Consider the following 21,271-nt stretch of genomic DNA (forward strand, 5'->3'; position numbering starts at 1 on the left):
TTGAGTCGTGAAACTGACAGTCCGTCCTCCGGGCCCAACGGGCGCGGCGGAGCCGCCTACCCCTCGGGCACGCCGCCGTACGGGACGCCCATGGCTTCCGACGGCGGTCCGGACGCGGGCCGTTCGGCCACGCAGCCGGAGGAGCGCAAGACCGAGACCACGCTGACGACCCGGATCCGGATCAACATCCCCGGTTCGCGGCCCATCCCGCCGGTCGTGGTGCGCCAGCCCGTCGGGGACACCGGGAGTTCCGGCGACAGAGGTCCCGAGACCGAGGCGCCGACGCCGAGTTCCGCGCCGTCCACGGGCACCGTCGAAGTGCCCGCCGAAGCCGGCCAGCCCGCCGCCGACGAGAAGCCGAGCGACTGGTTCGCGCCCCGCAAGTCCGGCCCCGCCAAGGGGCCTCAGGGCGGCGGAGCCAGCAACGGCGCCGGTCTGCCGGGCGGTTCGGCCGCGGGTGCGTCCGGCGCGGGTCCGACCGGCGCGGGTCCGACCGGCTCGGGTGCCGGTGGTCCCGGCGCGTCCGGTCCCCGTCACGGTGGTGCGCGCTCCGGGGCCGGGCGCCCCGGTGGGGTGGTCGGTTCCATGAGCGTGCCGGGCGGTTCCCGTCCGGGCGCCACGAACGGCGCCGGACTTCCGGGCGCCACGGGCGGTCCGGTGGCTCCGGGCCACGGTGGCGGCACGGGCTCCTTCGACGTCACCGAGGCGCTGAACGCCGGCCCGCGCGGCGCCGAACCCCGCCGCGACGAACTGCCGTACTTCGCCGAGAACGGCAACGGCTCCGGCGGCCCGGGCGGCGAGCACGGTCAGGGCGGCTTCGACGCACAGAGCGGCCCCGCTGGCCCCGGCGCCCAGAACGGCCAGATCGACTACGGCGGTGGCCAGGGCGGTCAGATCGACTACGGCGGCGGCTTCGGCGGACCGCAGGGTCCCGGCGGCCCGGGCGGCTCCCAGGGGCCCGCGGGCCCGACGGGCGGCCCGGTCACCGGCGACGGCCCGGTCGTGCCGCCCGCCGGACCGGACCCCTTCGCCAGGGCCGAGCCCTTCGGCGGCGAATCCTTCAACGGTCCCGACGGCTTCGGCGGTCAGGGCGGCCAAGGCGGTCCCCCCGGCGGCCCGGGCAGCGGCGCACGCGGTCCCGGTGGCCCGGGCGGAACCCGCGGTCCGGCCGGCCAGTCCGCTCAGGGCGCTCCCGGCACCCTCGGCGGTCCGGGCGGTCCGGGCGGTCCCGACGGCTACGGCGGTCCGGCCGGTCAGGCCGGTCAGGGCGGCCCCGGCACCCTCGGTCGGCCGGGCGGCCCCGGCGCTCCCGCCCCCGGCGGTGCTCCCGGTGCCGGTCTAGGCCCCGGTGGCGGCCTGAGCGACGACACCGCGATCCTCACCCCGCAGAAGCCGGCCCCCTCATCGGGTGCTCCCGGCTACGGCGCCCAGGACAACGTCTCCGGGCACACCGTTACCAGCGGCATGCCGGTCGTACCGTCAGGTACCCGGAGCGCCCCCCGCGGGCCGGCCACCGACGGCCGTACGCCCCCGAAGCTGCCCGACACCGCGACGCAGGAGGCCCCGGCAGCCGCGTCGAAGAAGAAGAAAAAGAAGGGCCGCAGCAAGCTGGCGCTGCTCGGCGGCACCGTGGTCCTGCTCGGCGTCGGTGCGTACGGCGCCGGTCTCCTGATGAACCGGTCCGACGTGCCCAAGGGCACCACCGTGCTCGGCGTGGACATCGGCGGGGGCACCCGCGACGACGCCGTCAAGAAGCTCGACGACTCCCTCGGCGACCGCGTGAACCAGGCGCTGAAGCTGTCGGTCGGCGGCGACACCGTCTCGCTCAAGCCGGACCAGGCGGGACTCCAGCTCGACGACCAGGCCACGGTCGCCGCGGCCGCGAAGAGCGACTACAACCCGGTCTCCGTGATCGGCTCACTCTTCGGCAACCACCGGGTCGTCGACCCGGTCATGCCGGTCGACGAGGAGAAGCTCCAGGCGGCCCTGGAGGACGCGTCGGGCGGCGCCGGCTCGGCGACCAACGGCACGATCAAGTTCGTCAACGGCAAGGCCGTCGCCGTGTACGGCAAGGCGGGCAAGGGCATCGACGTCGCCAGGTCGACCAGCGCGGTCGAGGAGGCGTACCGCACCCAGGTGGAGACCGGCACGGCCGGCTCGGTCACGCTGCCGACGACCACCAAGCAGCCGTCGGTCTCGAACGCCGAGGTCGACCGGATGATGAAGGAGTTCGCGGAGCCCGCGATGTCCGAGCGCGTCACCATCCGGACCGACGCGACGCACAGCATCGACTTCGGCTCGCTGTCCCTGCCGAAGATCCTCGGCTTCAAGGCGGTCGGCGGCAAGCTCGTGGAGACGTACGACCTCGAAGCGCTCAAGGAGGCGTACGGCACCACCTTCGCCGGGGTGCAGATCGACGGCGCGAGCGGCAAGCGGGACGTCCTGCCGCAGGATGTCGCCTCCGCGCTGGGCAAGGCGCTGCGCGGCAAGACGGCGGCCGATCGCATCGTGGTCATCGACACGAACCCGAGCTGACCGACCAGCGAGAACCGCACCGGAGTGCCGCCCGACATGACATCTGTCATGCGGCACTCCGGACGGCCGACACTGCCCGCCACCGCACCCGCGGAGCCACCATGGCCGTATGACAACGACAAGCCCGGTGGTCGAGTTCGACCAGGTGAGCAAGGCCTACGGCGAAGTACGGGCCGTGGACGGACTGACTCTGACCCTGCGCCCGGGGGAGACCGTGGCGCTGCTCGGCCCCAACGGCGCCGGCAAGTCGACCACCCTCGATCTGCTGCTCGGCCTCAAGCAGCCCGACAGCGGCAGCGTCCGCCTCTTCGGCACCACCCCGCGTGAGGCGATCGTCGCCGGACGCGTGGGCGCGATGCTGCAGAGCGGTGGCCTGATGGACGAGGTCACGGTCGCCGAACTGGTCCGCCTCGCCTGCGCCCTGCACCCGAAGCCGTACCGGCCCTCCGAGGTGCTGTCCCGCGCGGGCGTCGCCCAGATCGCCGACCGGAAGGTCAACAAGCTCTCCGGCGGCCAGGCCCAGCGGGTCCGCTTCGCCCTCGCGACCGCCGGCGACAGCGACCTGGTCGTCCTGGACGAACCGACGACCGGCATGGACGTCACCACCCGCCAGGCCTTCTGGGCCACCATGCGCGAACAGGCCGACCAGGGCCGTACGGTCCTCTTCGCCACCCACTACCTCGAAGAGGCCGACGCCACCGCCGACCGGGTGCTCGTCCTGCACCGGGGCCGCCTCCTCGCCGACGGCACCGCCGCCGAGATCAAGGCCAAGGCGGGTGCCCGCAGGATCGCCTTCGACCTGGAGGGCACGATCGACGAGGTCGCCCTGCGGAACCTGCCCTTCATCAGCACCGTCGCCGTCTCCGGCCAGACCGTCCGCATCCAGTCGACCGACGCCGACGCGACCGTCCACGCCCTCTACGGCCTCGGCGTCTACCCCCGCAATCTCGAAGTCGCCGGGCTCGGTCTGGAGCAGGCCTTCGTCGCCATCACCGCCGCCGAGGAGGCGAAGTCGAAGTGAACAGCCTCATCAAGCTGGAACTCACCCGCGCCCTGCGCAACCGCAAGTTCCTGTTCTTCTCGGTGCTGTACCCCTCGCTGCTGTTCCTGATCATCGCGGGCAACGCCGACAGCACGACGAAGGTCGACGGCACGGGCCTGACCCTGCCGACCTACATGATGGTCTCGATGGCCTCCTTCGGCGCCCTGACCGCCGTCCTGATGGGCAACAGCGAGCGCATCGCGAAGGAACGGGAGGGCGGCTGGGTACGGCAGTTGAGGCTGACGACCCTCCCGGGGCGCGGCTATGTCCTCGCCAAGACGGCGAGTGCGGCCGTGGTGAGCCTGCCCTCGATCGTGGTCGTGTTCGTCGTCGCCGCGGCCGTGAAGGACGTACGCCTCGACGCCTGGCAGTGGCTCGCCCTCACCGGCGCGATCTGGGCCGGAAGCCTCGTCTTCGCCGCGCTCGGCGTCGCCATCGGCTACCTCGCGACCGGTGACGCGGTCCGCCCGATCACGATGATCACCTACTTCGGGCTCTCGATGCTGGGCGGCCTGTGGATGCCCACGACGACCTTCCCGCAGTGGCTCCAGGACATCGCCGAGTGGCTGCCCACGCACGCGTACGCTGCCCTCGGGCAGGCCATCGAGCAGAGCCGCGCCCCGCACGCACAGGACATCGCCATCCTGGCCGTCTCCTTCGTCCTGTTCGCGGGCGGCGCGGCCTGGCTGTACCGGAAGGACACGTTGAAGGCGTGAGCGCGATGACGGACGAGCTGGGCGGGGACGAGGAAGCGCGTGCGGAGCGGCTGGTGCGCATCGGCCGGCCGCCCCGCAACCGGGCCGAGGTCATCCGCAAACTGGTGTGGATCGTGCCGTGGCTGGTCTTCCTCGGCTCACCGGTGCGCGACCTGGCCTCCGGCCACCACACCGGCTCGGCCACCGCGGCGGGCTGGGCGGGCCTCACGGTCTTCACCGGCACCTATCTGGCGCTGGTCTTCCGGAACATGGGCCGGACGTTCCCCGGCCGGACGGTCTGCGCCCTGGTCGGCGTGCTCTGGCTGCTCGCGATCGTCTTGACCCTGAGCCTCGGCGGCTCCTGGCTCGGACTGTTCGTGTACGTCTCCGTGGCCTGCGGTGTCACCTTCCCCCTCCGGGCCGCGTACTGGGCGATTCCGGTGAACACCCTCTCGCTGATGCTGGTGGGTCTGCGCGCCGACCCGGATTCGGCCTGGGGACTGTTCCTCGTCGTGCTGCTCGTCGGCTACTCCATGACCGGCGTCCGCCAACTCGTGCGCACGACCGTGGAGTTGCGCAAGGCCCGCGCGACCGTCGCCCAACTGGCCGCGAACGAGGAGCGGCTGCGCCTCGCCCGTGACCTGCACGACCTCCTCGGCCACTCCCTGTCCCTGATCACGCTGAAGAGCGAGCTCGCGGGCCGGATGCTGCCCGGCCATCCCGACAAGGCCGCCCAGCAGGTCGCCGACATCGAACAGGTCAGCCGCCAGGCCCTGGTGGACGTGCGCGAGGCCGTCACCGGTTACCGCCGCCCCCGCCTCGCCGGAGAACTGGCGGGCGCCCAGGTCGCCCTGACCGCGGCCGGGGTCACCGCCCAGCTCCCCGCCGAACCCGACCTGGCCGATGTCCCCGAGGAGAGCGAGTCGACCCTCGCGTGGGCGCTGCGCGAGGCCGTCACCAACGTCGTACGGCACAGCGGGGCCCGGCGCTGCACGGTGGAGCTGCTGCGCCGCCAGACCCTCGACGGTCCGGTGCTCGAACTCTCCGTCGAGGACGACGGCTCGGGAGGCTCGGGGGGCGGCCCGGGCAACGGTCTCACCGGTCTCACCGAGCGCCTGGAGAAGGCGGGCGGCACCCTGGAGGCCACCGGCACCCGGCACGGCTTCCGCCTGGTCGCCCGCGTGCCCGTCGGCCCCGCGGCCGACGTAGGATCCGCCTCATGACGAGCCGCACGATCAAGGTCCTGCTCGCCGAGGACCAGTCGATGGTCCGCGAGGCCCTGGCCGCCCTGCTCGGCCTGGAGGACGACATCGAGGTCGTCGCCCAAGTGGCCCGCGGCGACGAGGTCCTGGCGGCGGCCCGCGCCCACGACATCGACGTGGCCCTCATGGACATCGAGATGCCGGGCGCGACGGGCATCGAGGCGGCGGCCCAGCTCCACCGGGAACTCCCGGCGGTCAAGCTGGTCATCCTCACGACCTTCGGCCGCCCCGGCTATCTGCGCAGTGCGATGGAGTCGGGCGCCGACGCCTTCCTCGTCAAGGACGCCCCGGCGGCCCAACTGGCGCAGGCGGTGCGCAAGGTGCTGGCGGGGGAGCGGGTCATCGACCCCACGCTCGCGGCGGCGGCCCTGGCGGACGGCGCGAACCCGCTGACGGACCGGGAGCGAGAGGTCCTGCGCGCGGCGGCCGACGGCTCCACCAACGCGGAGCTGGCACGGACCCTCCACCTGTCCCAGGGCACGGTCCGCAACTACCTCTCGACGGCGATTCAGAAGCTGGCGGTGAGAAACAGGGCCGAGGCAGTCCGCATAGCAAGGGAGAAGGGCTGGCTGTGACCCACTCAGGGGCGCGGGGAACTGCGCGACCAGCCACAACGGACCGATAGGCGCCAGGACGGCCTCAGTTCAGCCTCGCTCGCGCGGCCTGGGCCTGCTGCCGCAGACGGTCCGCCGCGGCCTCGTCCACCGCGGCCACCACCCCCGCGTACGCCTCCAACTCCCCGGCGCCCTCGACGAAGTCGCCACGCTGCACCAGCAACTGCGCCCGCTCGTACCGCAGTCGCGCCGGATGGGAGGGAAGCAGCAGGGCCAGCTCCACGGCCCACAGGCCCACATCGGACCGTTCGGGCCGAGTCGCGGCCCAGGCCCGGACGTTGTTCAGAATCCGCTGCACGATCTCCAGCGGCTCGGCGGGACCCAGCATCGCGGGATCCAGCGGACCCCCCGTTGCCCCGGCGACCAGCACCTCCGCGTCACCGCCGCTCAACACCCGCCCCCCGTCGAAGGGATCGGCCAGCACCTGCTCCTGCGGCGGCCCGAACCCGACCACGAAGTGTCCCGGCAGAGCCACCCCGTACACCGGCGCCCCCGCCCGCCGGGCCACCTCCATCCACACCACGGACAGCAGGATCGGCAGCCCCCTCCGCCGCCGCAGCACCTCGTGCAGCAGCGAGGACTCCAGCCGCTGGTAGTCGACGGGCGCCCCGCGGAACCCGCTCCGGTCGCCCAGCAGCTCCCGCAACGACACCGCCCAGGACCGCGGCCCGCCCGGCCGGAACGGCAACTGACCGGCCAGCGCGTCGAGTTCGATCTGGGCCGCGTCGATACCGGCCTCGTCGAGCGCCCCGTCGGCCTGCGCCCCCACGAGCAGGCACAGCGCGGACAGATCGGGCCGCTCGGACCGCGCCTCTTCGGCGAACCGCCTCCGGAGCTCGGCGGAACGTTCGGGCGGTGGTGGAAACGGGGGACGCATAGCTGGCTCGTGCCCTTTCGCGGCGATCGCTACCGCGTGCCGCCGGAGACGTCCGGTTCGCGGTAGTGGTGGTAGGCGTGGTGCGCGGCGAACCCCATCCGGTCGTACAGGGCGCGCGCACCGGCGTTGTCCGACTCGACCTGGAGCCAGGCGGCCGACGCCCCCTCGTCGAGAGCGCGCTGGGCCAGCGCCGCCATCACGGTCGAGGCCAGCCCCCGTCGCCGTAGCGCGGGATCCACCTCGACCGCGGCGAACCCGGCCCAGCGGCCGTCCACGACACACCGCCCGATCGCGGCCGGCGCTTCCTCGCCGGGGACGGTGGCGAACCACACCGACGGCCCGCTTCCCAAGACGCGCAGGGCCACCTCGCTCACCCCCTTGCGCTGATAGCGCGCCAGCCAGTCGGCGTCGGCCTCCCGGGACAGCACGACATCCCCGGCCTCCGAAAGGTCCGCGACCGGCGCCAGTGCCCCGGTCCACAGCTCCGCCGTCACCTCCCGCGTCCACCCGCGCGCCTCCAGCTCCGCGCACAGGACCTCCTGGGTGCCCGCGGCGCCGGTCGCGGTCTGGACGTACGCCGGCAGACCGCGCTCGCCGTACCACCGGCGTACGGCGGCCAGGGCCTCGTCGAGCGGCAGTCCGGGGTCGCCGAGCGGCAGGACGGAGTTGGCGCGGCGGGTGAATCCGGAGGCGGCGCGCAGCTCCCACTCGCCGAGCCACTCGCTCTCGACGGGCCGCCAGCCGCGCGCGGTGATCCGGGCCAGCTCCTCGTAGGAGGCGGCCGGGCCCCGGCGGCGGGCCGGCTCGGCGGGCACGATCTTGCCCGCGACCAGCGCGGATTCCGCGATACGGACGCTCCGGCCGTCCCGGCGCGTGATCAGCAGCACACCGTCGTCCCATGATGTGAGAACACCGACCGTGTCGGTGAACTTCTCCCCGGTGTCGGCGGTGTCGTCCAGGCACCGTACGGATACCCGTTTGCCCACGTCAGCGGCGGAGATACGGACGACGAGGCGTCCCGCGGCGGAGATTTCCACAGGTCAGTTCACCCCTCCTGTTCGGATCATGCCCAAGAACGGAGATACTAGATGCGGGCATCGACGACGCCGCGCTCCCGCGCGCCAGGCGGCGGAGCCTGAGGAGGCCCGCCAGCGCCCAATGGAGGAGGAACGACAGCGTGACCTACGTCATCGCGCAGCCTTGTGTCGACGTGAAGGACAAGGCCTGCATCGAGGAGTGCCCGGTCGACTGCATCTACGAGGGCTCCCGGTCCTTGTACATCCACCCGGACGAATGCGTCGACTGTGGTGCCTGTGAGCCGGTCTGCCCGGTCGAGGCGATCTTCTACGAGGACGACACTCCGGACGAGTGGAAGGACTACTACAAGGCGAACGTCGAGTTCTTCGACGAGCTCGGCTCCCCCGGCGGCGCCAGCAAGCTGGGTCTGATCGAGCGGGACCACCCGTTCATCGCCGCGCTGCCGCCGCAGGCATAGTCATCCGCTTCAGCGGCCCGCACCTCGTGCCGCCTCGGTCCCGTACGGCCTGATCGTGGCCGTACGGGACCGAGGCGTTTGCCGTACGACCCGAAAGTGAGCCCGAAAGCCGTGTCCGCAGTCTCCGACCGCCTGCCCACCTTCCCCTGGGACAAGCTGGAGCCGTACAAGAAGACGGCTGCCGCGCACCCCGGAGGCATCGTCGACCTGTCGGTCGGCACGCCGGTCGACCCGGTCCCCGATCTCGTCCAGAAGGCCCTGATCGACGCGGCGGACTCCCCGGGCTACCCGACGGTCTGGGGCACCCCGGCCCTGCGCGACGCGATCACCGGCTGGGTCGAGCGGCGCCTGGGCGCCCGCGAGGTCACCCACCGCCACGTCCTGCCGATCGTCGGTTCCAAGGAACTCGTCGCCTGGCTCCCCACCCAGCTGGGCCTCGGTCCCGGCGACCGGGTCGCCTACCCGCGGCTGGCCTACCCGACGTACGAGGTCGGCGCGCGCCTGGCCCGCGCCGACTACGAGGTCTACGACGACCCCACCGAGCTGGACCCGGCGGGCCTGAAGCTGCTGTGGCTCAACTCCCCGTCGAACCCGACCGGCAAGGTGCTGTCCAAGGACGAGCTGACGAGGATCGTCGCCTGGGCCCGGTCCCACGGCATCCTGGTCTTCTCCGACGAGTGCTACCTGGAGCTGGGCTGGGAGGCCGACCCGGTCTCCGTCCTGCACCCGGACGTCAACGGCGGCTCCTACGACGGCCTCGTGGCCGTCCACTCGCTGTCGAAGCGGTCGAACCTCGCGGGCTACCGAGCGGCCTTCCTCGCGGGCGACCCGGCGGTCCTCGCGCCCCTCCTGGAGATCCGCAAGCACGGCGGCATGATGACCCCGGCGCCCACCCAGGCCGCGGTGGTGGCGGCCCTGGGCGACGACACCCACGTCCGCGAACAGCGCGAGCGCTACACGGCTCGCAGGGCGCTGCTCCGCGAGGCCCTCGTGAACCACGGCTTCCGCATCGAGCACAGCGAGGCCAGCCTCTACCTGTGGGCGACCAGGGACGAGTCCTGCTGGTCCACGGTGGCCCACCTGGCCGACCTGGGCATCCTGGTGGCCCCGGGCGACTTCTACGGCACGGCGGGCGAGAGGTTCGTACGGGTCGCACTGACGGCCACGGACGAGCGGGTGCGGGCGGCGGTCGAGCGACTGGCGTGACCCGCTCCGGACGCGACGACTGGACACAACGATCGGACACGGCGAAGGGGCCCGGGGAATTCCCCGGGCCCCTTCGCCGTGCGCTGGGTACTAGCCGATCGGGAGGCTCTTGACCGGCAGGGTGTCCGCCGACGGCAGGCCGCCGCCCTTTCCGAGGGAGTCGGTCGGCAGGCCGCCCTTCGTCGCCGTGGACGCGGTGTCGCCGAGGACGCCGCCGGCGGAGCCCGCGGCCTCGCCCGCCGTCTTCTGCGCGACCGGCGTCGCCTTCTTCACGGCCTTGCCGCCGGCCTTGCCCGCGGACGGCACCGCCTTCTCGACGGCCTTGCCACCGGTCTTGCCCGCGGTCCCGGTCAGGTTCTGCGCCGTGCCGTCCACCGTGTTGCCGACGTGCGCCCCGTCCAGAGCGGTCAGCCCGCCGAGGTTCGGAGTGGCGGGCAGCGCGGCGGGGGCCGCACTGGCGGAGCCGGCCGCACCGACCCCGGCGGCCGCTCCGGCAGCGACGAGCAGCGCGGCACGGGCGATCCTGCGGGTCAGGGGGAGGGACATGTTGCTCCTTCGACGGAGGAAACGTTGCTAGGACGCCGTGACTACCGCTCGAAGCCGACGAAGGTTGCGGACGCGCAACGTAAAGAGTTGGCAATGCGTCGCATTATCACCTGCGGATAAAAACGGGCAAAAAGCTTCCGGTCTGAAAGTCCGCCGAATCCTCGCAGCCCTGTGATCGCAAGGGATTTCGCGGATTCGGGGGTGAGATGACGAAAACCTGCGCACACGCGCTCCGGCGGCGGCCGGACATGACCCTTCCGGGCGATCGTCCGAACTACCGTGCCGTCAGTATCCGCACCGAGCCGGTACCGCCTTCTCCGCCCGCGGTACGCCACTGGCTGTCGGTGCTCCCGGCCGTCCACTGCCGTCCGGCGTAGGAGACCCGCTCGATGTGCAGCGCGGAGGAGTTGGCGACCGCCCAGTGGGCGAGCTGCCAGCCGCGCTCCCTGAGGCTGCGGCCGGACTTCGGGTCGGTGTCGGCGCGCACGGGCAGGGTCACGGTGCGCGCGTCGGCGGTGGTCGGCGTCGGGCTCGGCGCCGCCTTGCCGCCCACCTCCGCTGCGGTCGTCTCCAGCGCGTCGCGCCCGAAGTCCCGTACGAGGGCCGACCGGACCGCGTCGGGGCCCGTGGCGGGGGCCTGGGTGCCCGTGTCGGCGGCCCGGGCGGCCTGGGTGGTGTCCTGGCGGCCGTCACAGGTGAGGGTGGCCGCCGAGGTGCCGGTGAGGGCGGCGGCCAGCAGCTCGGCGTCCGGCTCGTGCTTGGCGTACGCCTCCGGATACCCACTGCGCTGCACGCGCTGGGCGGCGACGGTCAGCGGAAGGTCCTGGTAGCCGTCCACCTTGACCAGGTGCTTGTAGAACTCGCCCGCCGCGTACGTCGGGTCCAGGATCTCCTTCGGGCTGCCCCAGCCCTGCGAGGGCCGCTGCTGGAACAGGCCGAGGGAGTCACGGTCGCCGTGCGTGATGTTGCGCAGCCCCGACTCCTGGATCGCGGTGGCGAGCGCGATGGCCACGGCCCGCTCCGGCAACCCGCGCCCGGTACCGACCGCGGTGATCGTCGCCGCGTTCACCGCCTGCTCGGGCGTGAACTCGTACGACGGCCCGTCCGCCCTGCCGGAGACGACTTTGCAGCTCGGACCGTCGGTGCCTCCGGTGACGTACTGCACCACGAGGTAACCGGCGACCGCGCACAGGACCACGAGGGCCGCCCCGAAGCGGAGGAGACGGCCACGGCGTTTGCGAGTAGGGGGCAACGGCTCTGGCATCCGGACAAGATACTGGAGAGTACTGAGACGTCCGCGCCGAACGGGGACGGTGAGCGCCCGGAGCGGGGGCGTTAGGGTCGGGAGCATGGCCGACACCCCTCTTGACCTTTCGCTGGACGCAGCGCAGCTCACCGCTCAGCTCGTCGACTTCCCCTCCGAGAGCGGCACCGAGAAGCCCCTCGCGGACGCGATCGAGAGCGCCCTGCGCGCCCTGCCGCACCTGACGGTCGAGCGCCACGGCAACAACGTCGTCGCGCGCACGAACCTCGGCCGTCCGGAACGCGTCATCCTCGCCGGCCACATCGACACCGTGCCCATCGCGGGCAACGTCCCCTCCCGTCTCGACGACGAGGGCTACCTGTGGGGCTGCGGCACCTGCGACATGAAGTCCGGGGTGGCGGTCCAGCTGCGGATCGCGGCGACGGTCCCCGAGCCCAACCGCGACCTCACCTTCATCTTCTACGACAACGAAGAGGTCGCGGCCCACCTCAACGGCCTGGGACATGTGGCCGAGGCCCACCCCGAGTGGCTGGAGGGCGACTTCGCGGTCCTCCTGGAGCCCACGGACAACCAGGTCGAGGGCGGCTGCCAGGGAACCCTGCGGGTGCTGCTGACGTTCAAGGGAGAGCGAGCGCACTCCGCGCGCGCGTGGATGGGGTCCAACGCGATCCACAAGGCCGCTCCCGCCCTCGCGAAGCTGGCCACCTACGAGCCGCGCAAGCCGGTGGTGGACGGCCTCGAGTTCCACGAGGGGCTCAACGCCGTACGGGTCGAGGGCGGCGTGGCCACGAACGTCATCCCCGACTCCTGCACCCTGACCGTCAACTTCCGCTACGCGCCGGACCGCAGCGAGGCCGAGGCGGAGGCCTTCGTGCGGGACTTCTTCGCGGACTGCGGGGTCGACGAGTTCACCGTCGACGACCACACCGGTGGCGCCCGCCCCGGCCTCAACCACCCCGTCGCCCAGGCATTCATGGCCGCGGTCGGCGGTGTCGCCCGCCCCAAGTTCGGCTGGACGGACGTGTCCCGCTTCAGCGCGCTGGGCGTCCCCGCGGTCAACTACAGCCCCGGTCAGCCGCTGCTCGCACACAAGGTGGACGAGCGGGTGAAGGCGTCGCTGATCCCGCAGGCGGAGGAGAAGCTGAGGGCCTGGCTGACGTCCTGAGGACGTCTCGCCCGAGATTCCGCCCCGTGGCGCTTCATGGCGGACACGCGGACGTCCCCCCTCCGTAACCCGCGTAGATCTACGCTGAGATGGAAAGACCAGGCAAGCGGAGGGAGCGCACATGGCTACCGGGAACCCCGAGGGCAAGAAGCAGCCGCCGGAGGAGCAGCGCCTGGGACCAGTCCTCCGCAGGCGGGGACAGGTCACGGCGAGCACCACCGACCAGCGCCTGCTGGACGCGGGCGGCCCCTCGGACTGGGTCCACACCGACCCCTGGCGCGTCCTGCGCATCCAGTCGGAGTTCATCGAGGGCTTCGGCACGCTCGCCGAACTCCCGCCCGCCATCAGCGTGTTCGGCTCCGCGCGGACGCCTGCGGACTCTCCGGAGTACGAGGCGGGCGTGCGGCTCGGCCGGGGCCTGGTGGAGGCGGGCTTCGCCGTGATCACCGGCGGCGGCCCCGGCGCCATGGAGGCGGCCAACAAGGGCGCCTGCGAGGCCGACGGCACCTCCGTCGGCCTCGGCATCGAGCTCCCCTTCGAGCAGGGCCTCAACCCCTACGTCGACATCGGTCTCAACTTCCGCTACTTCTTCGTCCGCAAGATGATGTTCGTGAAGTACGCGCAGGGTTTCGTGGTCCTGCCGGGCGGCCTCGGCACCCTCGACGAACTCTTCGAGGCCCTGACCCTCGTCCAGACCCAGAAGGTCACCCGCTTCCCGATCGTGCTCTTCGGCAGCGAGTACTGGGGCGGTCTCGTCGACTGGCTCAAGAACACCCTGATCGCCCAGGGCAAGGCGTCGGAGAAGGACCTGCTGCTGTTCCACGTGACGGACGACGTGGACGAGGCGGTGGCGCTCGTGTCCAAGGAGGCGGGCCGCTAGCCGTCCGCACCGGCCAGGACCGGGGGTTGCACTCCCGGTCCTAGACCAGCCCCCTGCGGGCCACCGCCGGAGGCCGGTGTCCCGCGATCGACGCCACCATGTCGAGCACCTGCCGTGTCTCCGCCACCTCGTGCACCCGGTACACCTGGGCCCCGAGCCACGCCGACACGGCCGTCGTCGCCAGGGTGCCCACCAGGCGCTCCTTCACCGGCCGGTCCAGCGTTTCCCCGACGAAGTCCTTGTTGGAGAGGGACACGAGCACCGGCCAGCCGGTCTGCGTCATCTCCCCGAGCCGTCGCGTCGCCTCCAGGCTGTGGCGGGTGCTCTTGCCGAAGTCGTGCCCGGGATCGATCATGATCGACTCCCTCGGCACACCCAGTCCCGCCGCCCGCTCGGCCAGTCCCACGGTCACCCGCAGGATGTCGGCCATGACGTCGTCGTACGTCATCCGGTGCGGACGGGTGCGAGGTTCCGAGCCGCCCGCGTGCGTGCACACCAGGCCCACCCGGTGGCGCGCCGCGACCTCCGCGAGCCGCGGATCCACGCCGCCCCACGCGTCGTTCAGCAGGTCGGCCCCCGCCTCGCAGACCGCCTCGCCGACCTCCGCCCGCCAGGTGTCCACGCTGATGATCACGTCGGGGAAGCGCCGGCGGACCTCCGCCACGAAGCCGACCGTCCGCCGCGCCTCCTCCTGCGCGGTCACCTCTTCACCCGGGCCGGCCTTCACCCCGCCGATGTCGACGATGGCAGCCCCCTCCGACACCGCCTGCTCCACGCGCGCGAGCGCCGGCTCGTCGCGGAAGGTCGCGCCCTGGTCGTAGAAGGAGTCCGGGGTCCGGTTCACGATCGCCATGATCACCGGCTCGTGCGCGTCGAATTCACGCCTGCCCAGCCTGAGCATCGCCTGTGACCTCTCCTAGTACGTCCTGCACATCCGCCGCCTGCGACCCTAACTGTCCGACCCGCATGGCACGATCGGACCCTGACACATTCGACGCCGGTGGCCGGCCGCCGGCAGGGACCCTGGGGACCTCAGCGATGGTTATGTTCTTGTTCCTGGTCATCGCGCTCGCGGTCGTGGTCGCCGCGGTGACGCTCGCCGTGGTGGGCGGCGGCGACAGCGACGGCCCGCTGCCCGACGTCACCCCCGAGCGGCTCCAGGACCCGCTGCCGCTGGACCGACCGGTCAACCGCGCCGACATCGACGGCCTGCGCTTCCCGCTGACCGCCCGCGGCTACCGCATGGCGGACGTCGACGACGCGCTCAGCCGCCTCGGCGCCGAGCTCGCCGAGCGGGACGCCCGGATCGCCGACCTGGAGTCCGCGCTGGCCGGCGCCCGGGCCGCGGCCCACGTCGCCCTGCACAAGCCGGAGCACGGCCACGGGGAGCAGCAATGAGCGTCGGCACCGCCCTGGCTGGCCCGGACGGGGCACCGCGCTGCCCCTGGGCCCTGTCCACGCCGGACTACGTGACGTACCACGACGAGGAGTGGGGCCGCCCGGTCCACGGCGACGACGCCCTCTACGAACGCCTCAGCCTGGAGGCCTTCCAGTCCGGTCTGTCCTGGATCACCATCCTGCGCCGCCGTGAGGGCTTCCGGGCCGCCTTCGCGGGCTTCGAGATCGCCAAGGTGGCGGCCTTCGGCGAGGCCGACCGCGACCGTCTGCTCCTCGACCCGGGCATCATCCGCAACCGCGCCAAGATCGACGCGACGATGGCCAACGCGCGCGTGCTGGCCGAGTGGGCCCCCGGCGAGCTGGACGAGCTGATCTGGTCCCACGCGCCCACCTCGCACGTGGTCCCCAAGATCCTGGCGGACGTTCCCGCGGTCACCCCGGAGTCGACGGCCCTGTCGAAGGCCCTGAAGAAGCGCGGCCTGCGCTTCGTGGGCCCTACGACGGCGTACGCACTGATGCAGGCGTGCGGACTGGTGGACGACCACCTGGAGACGTGCGTCGCGAGAGGCCGCTGAGCCCTACCGGCCCAGGTACTTGGGCGTCTCCTTGTTCACGAAGGCCCGCACGGCGATGGCGTGGTCCTCGGAGGCCCCCGCCCGCGTCTGCAACTCGTCCTCCTTCTCCAGCGTCTCCGCCAGGGAGTGCGACAGCGCGTACGCGAGGGACTCCTTGATCGCGCCGTACGCCACCGTCGGCCCCTCGGCCAGGGCACGTGCCACCTTCTCGGCCTCCGCGGGCAGGTCGGTGGACGGCACGAGGCGGTTCACGATCCCCAGGTCGTGCGCGTCCCGGGCCGACATGGTCCGCGGGAAGAGGAGCAGGTCGGCGGCGCGCCCCGGCCCCACCACGCGCGGCAGCGTCCACGAGATCCCGGAGTCCGCGGTCAGCGCCACCCCCGCGAACGACGTGTTGAACGCGGCGGTGTCCGCCGCCACCCGGTAGTCCGCCGCGAGCGCGAGCCCGAAACCGGCGCCCGCCGCGACCCCGTTCACCCCGGCCACCACCGGCTTCGGCATCTCTGTCAGCGCCCGCACGACCGGGTTGTAGTGCTCCTTGACCGTGCTCATGACCTTCGCCGAGCCCTCGGCGAGCAGCCCGATGTGCTCCTTGAGGTCCTGCCCCACGCAGAAGGCCCGCTCCCCGGCGGCGGTGAGCAGCACGGCCCGCACGGAGTCGTCCGAGGCCGCCGACTCCACGGCCTCCCGCAGCGCGACCTTGGTGGCGATGTTCAGTGCGTTCATCGCCTCCGGCCGGTTCAGCGTGATCGTCGCGAGCCCGTCGTGCACCTCGTAGAGCACGGTGTCGGCCATGGCGTATCCCCTCCGGTGTGTCCACTGCGTCGATGTCCGAAGGACAGCATGGCGGAGATCGCTGTCCGAGGACCGGACCGGACGTGTGACCTGCGTCAAAGAATTCAGGAGCGCTCACGGCCGGCCGGGATCGGCGCGGCGGCGGAGTATCGCAGCCACTTCGCCGAATTGAGTGGTTTTGCTCGCGCGCGTTGCCCAAGCGATGCCGACTGATGTTGGTCATCGGGTCCTGAGATGCGGGATAATGGCTGGGAAGCAATGTGTTCGATGCCGGTGGCGCGTGTCCCACTTGGACCCGCGTGCCCTCCCAGGGCTGTCGGCTTTGACGATGAGCTGGTTTCAGGAAGGGGAACGAGCATGGCGGCCATGAAGCCGCGGACGGGCGATGGCCCGCTCGAGGTGACCAAGGAGGGGCGGGGCATCGTCATGCGCGTTCCGCTCGAAGGCGGCGGTCGGCTCGTCGTCGAGCTGACCCCTGACGAGGCCGACGCCCTGGGCGACGCCCTCAAGAAGGTCGTCGGCTGAGCGGACGCGACCATACCCTTTCGGCTGCCCCGGCATCTCCTGAGGTGCCGGGGCAGAGCTCTGCCCGGGCGATGCCACGAATGGCGGTACGGCCCTCACTCGCTCGAAGTTCTACCGCTTGACCGCGCAGAGCAGTCCGTCACCCACCGGCAGCAGCGACGGCAGCAGCTCCTGGCTCTCGCGTACGGCCCGCAGCAGCTCCCTCAGGCGCAGCACCTCCGTCGGCTGCGGTCCCGAGTCCACCGTGCGGCCGTTGGCGAAGACGCCCTCGAAGACCACCAGGCCACCCGGGCGCAGCAGGCGCAACGATTCAGCGAGATAGTCCATGACCTCCTGCCGGTCACCGTCGCAGAAGACGAGGTCGTAGCCGGCGTCGGCGAGACGGGGCAGGACGTCCAGGGCGCGGCCCGGGATGAAACGGGCCCGGTTGCTGGCGAAGCCACAGGCGCGCAACGCCTGGCGGGCGAACTGCTGGTGCTCCGGCTCGGGGTCGACGGTGGTCAGCACCCCGTCCGGGCGCATCCCGTGCAGCAGATGAATGCCCGACACGCCGGTCCCGGTGCCGATCTCGGCGACGGCCTTGGCGTCCACGGAGGCGGCCAGCAACCGCAGCGCCGCGCCCGTGCCGGGCGACACCGAGCGCAGCCCCGCCTCACGGGCCCGGTCGCGGGCCCAGCGCAGTGCTTCGTCCTCGGCGACATAGGCGTCGGCGAACGCCCAGCTCGTCTGCCGGTTGCCGGTAATGACCCTCTCCTTGCCCCGTGGTTGCCTGGGCGTGACTGTATCCGTTGGCGTCGGGAACCCGCAGATGGGACCGGGCGTTTAGAGGGGTGGAGACGCACCCGGGGGGACACAGTTGGATCACGAAGCCGAGCGGGCCCTCGAGCAACTGCTGACGCAGGGGACCGAGTGGTATCAGCCCAGATCAAATTCTCGTAAAACCGCTTATCCGGAGCTAACGGGCGAGGTGGCTATGGTAGGGGCTCCACTGGAGACAACCAGAGCCGACAGGGGAGGTGCGGCCGCGCCTGAGGATCGTGGGGGAGTGCTGCGGCGCTTCCTCGGATCGGCGGGCAGGCCGAGATCCGTGAACGACACCGCTGACCACAGCCACGCCGGCGACTACGCCCAGACCGCGACCTTTGCCACCGACGCGGACGGGCAGGCGTGGACTCCGCCCACCTGGGAGGAGATCGTCAGCACGCACAGCGGACGCGTCTACCGCCTCGCGTACCGCCTCACCGGTAACCAGCACGACGCCGAGGACCTCACGCAGGAGGTCTTCGTCCGCGTCTTCCGCTCACTGTCCACGTACACGCCGGGTACCTTCGAGGGCTGGCTGCACCGCATCACCACCAACCTCTTCCTGGACATGGTCCGCCGCAAGCAGCGCATCCGCTTCGACGCCCTCGGCGAGGACGCGGCGGAGAGACTGCCCAGCCGCGAGCCGTCGCCCCAGCAGGTCTTCAACGACGCCCACTTCGACGCGGACGTCCAGCAGGCCCTCGACACCCTCGCGCCGGAGTTCCGCGCCGCGGTCGTCCTGTGCGACATCGAAGGGCTGTCGTACGAGGAGATCGCCGCGACCCTGGGCGTCAAGCTCGGCACCGTCCGCTCGCGGATCCACCGCGGCCGTTCCCAGCTGCGCAAGGCCCTCGCGCACCGCTCGCCCGAGGCCCGCGCCGAGCGCCGCTCCTTCATGGCCCGGGTCCCCGCGCTGGGGGGAGGGGGTGCATCCGCGTGAGTGGATCACTGCCCAAACCCGGCGAGGGAAGCCTCGCGGAACAGCATCTGGGGGACCGACTCGCCGCCCTGGTGGACGGCGAGCTCGGTCATGCCACGCGCGAGCGTGTCCTCGCGCATCTCGCCACCTGCCCGAAGTGCAAGGCGGAGGCGGACGCCCAGCGCCGCCTGAAGAACGTCTTCGCGGAGGCCGCCCCGCCCCCGCCCTCCGAGAGCTTCCTGGCCCGCCTCCAGGGCCTGCCGGGAGGTGACCCGGATGACGGCGACGGCTCGCCGTTCGGCGGGGGAGGATTCGCCGGGCTGTCGGGGCGACCCGGCACCACCGGGGCCTTCGGCGTAAGACGTGGAGAGCGCTTCGCGTTCGACTACGTCCCCGCCCGCCCGCACGGCGCGGTGCTCCCGCCCTCCACCGGCCGGGGCTTCCGCATCCATGACGTCAGCCGTCACGAGGCCGACCGCTCGGCCTCGCGCGGCATGCGGTTCGCGGTCGTCGCCGCCGGGGCGGTCTCGCTGGCCGCGATCGCGCTGGGCGGCGTCACCACGGGCGTACCGGGCGACACCGACGCCCGCGGGACCGGCAGCAATGTGACCCCGGCGCGCGCACCGGGCACGGGAGCCGCGGCGCCGGAGAACCAGCGCCGCCGCGGCGGGGGCCCGCTGCTCGCGCAGGAACAGGACCAGGGACTGGGCCAGGGACAGCGGATGCCGGGTGACACCCCCGTCGCCCCGACCACGGCGTCCGCACCACTGCTGCCCGGTATCCCCGCCCAGGTGCGGGAGGCGGCGCTGCACACCCTCACGGCGCCCGTGGTCGCCGGTGCCGCCGCGATGTCCCCTCTCATACGTCCGCTCAGCGCCACCCCGCCGCTCACCCTGACGTCCTTGTCCACGACCCCGGACCTCACAGCCGCCGGCCTCCTCGCCGCACCAGTCCCCCCCTCCACGTCAGCGCCCACGCCCCCCAGCGCCACCCGCTGACCGGCGCCCTGCCCGGCGGCGCCCGAACCCGGACCGCCCCGGCAGGGGGCCGGGGCCGGGCTCTGCGGGTTGACAGAAACCTCACAGAGACGCTCCTGAGCCCGGTCCCACAAGGCAAACAACCCGGAAAACCGCGTGCCCGCCCGCATTCGGAGCGCCCGGGACAGTACCGGTCGTACGGGATCCCCAGGTACCGTGGACCCGGCCCGGACCACGGAAGACCGCACAGACCACCGAGGGCCGAGGACCGAGGACATCGCAAGGAGCTTCAGGTGTTCAATGACATAGGACCGCTCGAGCTGATCACGCTCGTTGTCCTCGCCGTGCTCGTCTTCGGTCCGGACAAGCTCCCGAAGGTCATCCAGGACGTCATGCGGACCGTGCGCAAGATCCGCGAGTTCTCGGAGAGCGCCAAGCAGGACATCCGCTCGGAGCTGGGCCCGGAGTTCAAGGACTTCGAGTTCGAGGACCTCAACCCCAAGACGTTCATCCGCAAGCAGCTGGACAACGACGAGCTGGGTCTCAAGGAGATCCGCAACGGCTTCGACCTGAAGAAGGAGATGGCCGAGGTCACCGACTCCGTGCACAGCACGGACACATCGCCGTCCTCCTCCTCGGGTGGCCGGATCGACATGACCAAGAAGCCCGACGAGCCCGGCCAGGACGACCGCCCGCCCTTCGACGCGGACGCAACCTGAGCCGTAGTTCCACCGGAAGGCGCCTGCCGAGCAGTTCAGCTCGCGGGCGCCTTTTCCCGTCGTACGTGACGCGTCTCATACTCCGCCCGCACCTCGTACGGCCTGCGCACGGCCTGAAGCCACCCCCCCCCCGTGCGCCCCGCGCGCCGGGCGGTTTCCCCGCAGCTCGGAGCGGTGTGGCTATGCTGCCGAGTTGTTGTGCGGGCCGACGCGAACCAGCGACGCCGCCCGAAGGGCGGCGGGCCGGTCCGGTCCGACGAGAGCTAGTAGGAGGCGTCCGGCACATGGAGACGACGAGTGGGGCGGTCGCGCAGGCGCCGGCCGCGGAGGGTGGCCAGCAGGTTCCCTCCGCCCGGCGCACGGTCGACGGCTACCTTCAGGCGCCCTTCCCGTGGTACGGCCTCGACGAGGCGTTCACGGGTCCGCGCTGGCTGATGCAGGTCGGCACGTCGGCCGACGGGGCCGTCGAGCACGGGTCGATCGGACACGGCGACGAGCCCTCCGTGAAGAACGAGGCGGGCTCCACGGGGGAGTCGAAGGAGAAGTTCGCGGTCGTGGTGACCGTCGCCGCGAACCCGTCCCGCAGGAGTGCGGACGGCACGGGTCTGCTGGAGGCCACGTCGGTCTCCTCGGCCGCCTGGCTGGCCGGGGTGGGCCTGCTGTCGTTCACCTGGCCCGGGCAGATGGACCACTCCCTGCGCGACGACTGGCTGGACCAGCAGACCGAGACGGCCTGGGTCCTGGCGGACGACCTCGAAGGATCCGACTGGTCCACGCTGTCCCTCCCGGTGGACGGCGTGCCCACGCCGTTCCACTACCGGGAGTCGGAGTTCGGCTGGGTGCTCGCGGGCTCCACGCAGGAGGGGGTACACGTGGGGGCGTACGGGAGAGGCATGAGCGCGTACGGGCTCGGGTTCGCGATGATCAAGGACATCTCGGCGTACGCCTAGCGCGTGGTGGGGCACCGAGGTTCCGTGC

Annotated in this window: 23 protein-coding genes; 16 read left to right on the forward strand and 7 right to left on the reverse strand. The window is 72.1% G+C overall.

Going from position 1 to position 21,271, the window contains the following annotated elements; translation table 11 throughout:
• The 5 genes from ACZ39I_RS13595 to ACZ39I_RS13615 all read left to right on the forward strand — a co-directional run bounded on the left by ACZ39I_RS13595 (window position 1) and on the right by ACZ39I_RS13615 (window position 6,109).
• A complete protein-coding gene (locus ACZ39I_RS13595; RefSeq protein ID WP_467244650.1) occupies window positions 1-2,535 on the forward strand; it encodes a hypothetical protein in 2,535 nt (844 codons plus the stop codon).
• A 109-nt stretch (window positions 2,536-2,644) separates the two neighbouring features.
• Window positions 2,645-3,556, forward strand: a complete 912-nt coding sequence (locus ACZ39I_RS13600) for an ABC transporter ATP-binding protein (RefSeq protein ID WP_467244651.1) — start codon at window positions 2,645-2,647, stop codon at window positions 3,554-3,556.
• Window positions 3,553-4,293 carry an ABC transporter permease gene (locus tag ACZ39I_RS13605; RefSeq protein ID WP_352390334.1) on the forward strand — a complete coding sequence of 247 codons (741 nt, stop codon included), beginning with the start codon at window positions 3,553-3,555 and terminating at the stop codon, window positions 4,291-4,293. The genes ACZ39I_RS13600 and ACZ39I_RS13605 overlap by 4 nt, the downstream gene beginning before the upstream one ends.
• 5 nt (window positions 4,294-4,298) lie before the next feature.
• A complete protein-coding gene (locus ACZ39I_RS13610) occupies window positions 4,299-5,495 on the forward strand; it encodes a sensor histidine kinase (protein WP_467245111.1) in 1,197 nt (398 codons plus the stop codon).
• Window positions 5,492-6,109, forward strand: a complete 618-nt coding sequence (locus ACZ39I_RS13615; RefSeq protein WP_352390333.1) for a response regulator transcription factor — start codon at window positions 5,492-5,494, stop codon at window positions 6,107-6,109. The genes ACZ39I_RS13610 and ACZ39I_RS13615 overlap by 4 nt, the downstream gene beginning before the upstream one ends.
• A 64-nt stretch (window positions 6,110-6,173) precedes the next feature.
• On the opposite strand, the gene ACZ39I_RS13620 is transcribed toward ACZ39I_RS13615, so the two are convergent.
• Both ACZ39I_RS13620 and ACZ39I_RS13625 read right to left on the reverse strand, forming a co-directional pair.
• Entirely contained in the window at window positions 6,174-7,025 is an 852-nt protein-coding gene (locus ACZ39I_RS13620; protein ID WP_467244652.1) for a transglutaminase-like and tetratricopeptide repeat-containing protein, read from the reverse strand.
• Window positions 7,026-7,054: 29 nt separating this feature from the next.
• Window positions 7,055-8,062, reverse strand: a complete 1,008-nt coding sequence (locus tag ACZ39I_RS13625) for a GNAT family N-acetyltransferase (protein WP_467244653.1) — start codon at window positions 8,060-8,062, stop codon at window positions 7,055-7,057.
• Between the two features lie 140 nt (window positions 8,063-8,202).
• Here ACZ39I_RS13625 and fdxA point away from each other — a divergent pair, with 140 nt between their 5' ends.
• Window positions 8,203-8,520: a ferredoxin gene (gene fdxA / locus ACZ39I_RS13630; RefSeq protein ID WP_007384503.1), complete on the forward strand. Its 318-nt coding sequence runs from the start codon at window positions 8,203-8,205 to the stop codon at window positions 8,518-8,520.
• Between the two features lie 111 nt (window positions 8,521-8,631).
• Window positions 8,632-9,726 carry a bifunctional succinyldiaminopimelate transaminase/glutamate-prephenate aminotransferase gene (locus ACZ39I_RS13635; RefSeq protein ID WP_467244654.1) on the forward strand — a complete coding sequence of 365 codons (1,095 nt, stop codon included), beginning with the start codon at window positions 8,632-8,634 and terminating at the stop codon, window positions 9,724-9,726.
• Window positions 9,727-9,816: 90 nt separating this feature from the next.
• Here ACZ39I_RS13635 and ACZ39I_RS13640 read toward each other — a convergent pair whose 3' ends face one another.
• Entirely contained in the window at window positions 9,817-10,272 is a 456-nt protein-coding gene (locus ACZ39I_RS13640) for an ATP-binding protein (protein WP_352390329.1), read from the reverse strand.
• A 274-nt stretch (window positions 10,273-10,546) separates the two neighbouring features.
• Window positions 10,547-11,536 (reverse strand): VldE C-terminal domain-containing protein, encoded by a 990-nt coding sequence (locus tag ACZ39I_RS13645; RefSeq protein ID WP_467244655.1) that lies wholly within the window; start codon window positions 11,534-11,536, stop codon window positions 10,547-10,549.
• 85 nt (window positions 11,537-11,621) lie between these two features.
• Between ACZ39I_RS13645 and dapE the strand changes: the two genes are divergently transcribed.
• Together dapE and ACZ39I_RS13655 are read left to right on the forward strand one after the other, a co-directional pair.
• Window positions 11,622-12,701, forward strand: coding sequence for a succinyl-diaminopimelate desuccinylase (gene dapE / locus ACZ39I_RS13650; RefSeq protein ID WP_467244656.1), 1,080 nt, complete (start codon window positions 11,622-11,624; stop codon window positions 12,699-12,701).
• 121 nt (window positions 12,702-12,822) lie between these two features.
• Complete coding sequence (locus ACZ39I_RS13655; RefSeq protein WP_306976737.1) at window positions 12,823-13,581, forward strand: LOG family protein; 759 nt, start codon at window positions 12,823-12,825, stop codon at window positions 13,579-13,581.
• A 40-nt stretch (window positions 13,582-13,621) separates the two neighbouring features.
• On the opposite strand, the gene folP is transcribed toward ACZ39I_RS13655, so the two are convergent.
• The gene (folP, locus tag ACZ39I_RS13660; RefSeq protein WP_467244657.1) at window positions 13,622-14,482 is read right to left on the reverse strand and encodes a dihydropteroate synthase; all 861 of its coding nucleotides are present in this window, start codon (window positions 14,480-14,482) and stop codon (window positions 13,622-13,624) included.
• Between the two features lie 143 nt (window positions 14,483-14,625).
• Between folP and ACZ39I_RS13665 the strand changes: the two genes are divergently transcribed.
• Window positions 14,626-14,979, forward strand: a complete 354-nt coding sequence (locus tag ACZ39I_RS13665) for a DivIVA domain-containing protein (RefSeq protein ID WP_467245112.1) — start codon at window positions 14,626-14,628, stop codon at window positions 14,977-14,979.
• Complete coding sequence (locus tag ACZ39I_RS13670) at window positions 14,976-15,554, forward strand: DNA-3-methyladenine glycosylase I (RefSeq protein WP_352390325.1); 579 nt, start codon at window positions 14,976-14,978, stop codon at window positions 15,552-15,554. The genes ACZ39I_RS13665 and ACZ39I_RS13670 overlap by 4 nt, the downstream gene beginning before the upstream one ends.
• A 3-nt stretch (window positions 15,555-15,557) precedes the next feature.
• Here ACZ39I_RS13670 and chcB read toward each other — a convergent pair whose 3' ends face one another.
• Entirely contained in the window at window positions 15,558-16,349 is a 792-nt protein-coding gene (gene chcB, locus ACZ39I_RS13675; RefSeq protein WP_467244658.1) for a 2-cyclohexenylcarbonyl CoA isomerase, read from the reverse strand.
• Between the two features lie 357 nt (window positions 16,350-16,706).
• On the opposite strand from chcB, the gene ACZ39I_RS13680 reads away from it, so the two are divergent.
• Window positions 16,707-16,874 carry a DUF3117 domain-containing protein gene (locus ACZ39I_RS13680; RefSeq protein ID WP_003966491.1) on the forward strand — a complete coding sequence of 56 codons (168 nt, stop codon included), beginning with the start codon at window positions 16,707-16,709 and terminating at the stop codon, window positions 16,872-16,874.
• Window positions 16,875-16,985: 111 nt separating this feature from the next.
• Here ACZ39I_RS13680 and ACZ39I_RS13685 read toward each other — a convergent pair whose 3' ends face one another.
• Window positions 16,986-17,684 carry an O-methyltransferase gene (locus ACZ39I_RS13685; protein WP_352390384.1) on the reverse strand — a complete coding sequence of 233 codons (699 nt, stop codon included), beginning with the start codon at window positions 17,682-17,684 and terminating at the stop codon, window positions 16,986-16,988.
• Window positions 17,685-17,919: 235 nt separating this feature from the next.
• On the opposite strand from ACZ39I_RS13685, the gene sigE reads away from it, so the two are divergent.
• From sigE to ACZ39I_RS13705, 4 genes are all read left to right on the forward strand, one after another.
• Window positions 17,920-18,618: an RNA polymerase sigma factor SigE gene (gene sigE, locus ACZ39I_RS13690; protein WP_037943029.1), complete on the forward strand. Its 699-nt coding sequence runs from the start codon at window positions 17,920-17,922 to the stop codon at window positions 18,616-18,618.
• The gene (locus ACZ39I_RS13695; RefSeq protein ID WP_467244659.1) at window positions 18,615-19,595 is read left to right on the forward strand and encodes an anti-sigma factor family protein; all 981 of its coding nucleotides are present in this window, start codon (window positions 18,615-18,617) and stop codon (window positions 19,593-19,595) included. The genes sigE and ACZ39I_RS13695 overlap by 4 nt, the downstream gene beginning before the upstream one ends.
• A 272-nt stretch (window positions 19,596-19,867) precedes the next feature.
• Window positions 19,868-20,293 carry a sec-independent translocase gene (locus tag ACZ39I_RS13700; protein ID WP_467244660.1) on the forward strand — a complete coding sequence of 142 codons (426 nt, stop codon included), beginning with the start codon at window positions 19,868-19,870 and terminating at the stop codon, window positions 20,291-20,293.
• 284 nt (window positions 20,294-20,577) lie between these two features.
• The gene (locus tag ACZ39I_RS13705; RefSeq protein ID WP_352390320.1) at window positions 20,578-21,243 is read left to right on the forward strand and encodes a hypothetical protein; all 666 of its coding nucleotides are present in this window, start codon (window positions 20,578-20,580) and stop codon (window positions 21,241-21,243) included.
• The last annotated feature ends 28 nt before the right edge of the window (window positions 21,244-21,271 follow it).

The sequence above is a fragment of the Streptomyces sp. NPDC024687 genome (genome assembly GCF_055559055.1).

What these genes read in the sequence shown, in the direction of transcription:
- ACZ39I_RS13645 (WP_467244655.1), bottom strand. Translation starts at nt 11,536, where the DNA reads ATGCCAGAGCCGTTGCCCCCTACTCGCAAACGCCGTGGCCGTCTCCTC.
- ACZ39I_RS13620 (WP_467244652.1), bottom strand. Translation starts at nt 7,025, where the DNA reads ATGCGTCCCCCGTTTCCACCACCGCCCGAACGTTCCGCCGAGCTCCGG.
- folP (WP_467244657.1), bottom strand. Translation starts at nt 14,482, where the DNA reads ATGCTCAGGCTGGGCAGGCGTGAATTCGACGCGCACGAGCCGGTGATC.
- ACZ39I_RS13655 (WP_306976737.1), top strand. Translation starts at nt 12,823, where the DNA reads ATGGCTACCGGGAACCCCGAGGGCAAGAAGCAGCCGCCGGAGGAGCAG.
- ACZ39I_RS13615 (WP_352390333.1), top strand. Translation starts at nt 5,492, where the DNA reads ATGACGAGCCGCACGATCAAGGTCCTGCTCGCCGAGGACCAGTCGATG.
- ACZ39I_RS13705 (WP_352390320.1), top strand. Translation starts at nt 20,578, where the DNA reads ATGGAGACGACGAGTGGGGCGGTCGCGCAGGCGCCGGCCGCGGAGGGT.
- ACZ39I_RS13600 (WP_467244651.1), top strand. Translation starts at nt 2,645, where the DNA reads ATGACAACGACAAGCCCGGTGGTCGAGTTCGACCAGGTGAGCAAGGCC.
- chcB (WP_467244658.1), bottom strand. Translation starts at nt 16,349, where the DNA reads ATGGCCGACACCGTGCTCTACGAGGTGCACGACGGGCTCGCGACGATC.
- ACZ39I_RS13665 (WP_467245112.1), top strand. Translation starts at nt 14,626, where the DNA reads ATGTTCTTGTTCCTGGTCATCGCGCTCGCGGTCGTGGTCGCCGCGGTG.
- ACZ39I_RS13670 (WP_352390325.1), top strand. Translation starts at nt 14,976, where the DNA reads ATGAGCGTCGGCACCGCCCTGGCTGGCCCGGACGGGGCACCGCGCTGC.
- ACZ39I_RS13640 (WP_352390329.1), bottom strand. Translation starts at nt 10,272, where the DNA reads ATGTCCCTCCCCCTGACCCGCAGGATCGCCCGTGCCGCGCTGCTCGTC.
- dapE (WP_467244656.1), top strand. Translation starts at nt 11,622, where the DNA reads ATGGCCGACACCCCTCTTGACCTTTCGCTGGACGCAGCGCAGCTCACC.
- ACZ39I_RS13610 (WP_467245111.1), top strand. Translation starts at nt 4,299, where the DNA reads ATGACGGACGAGCTGGGCGGGGACGAGGAAGCGCGTGCGGAGCGGCTG.
- ACZ39I_RS13680 (WP_003966491.1), top strand. Translation starts at nt 16,707, where the DNA reads ATGGCGGCCATGAAGCCGCGGACGGGCGATGGCCCGCTCGAGGTGACC.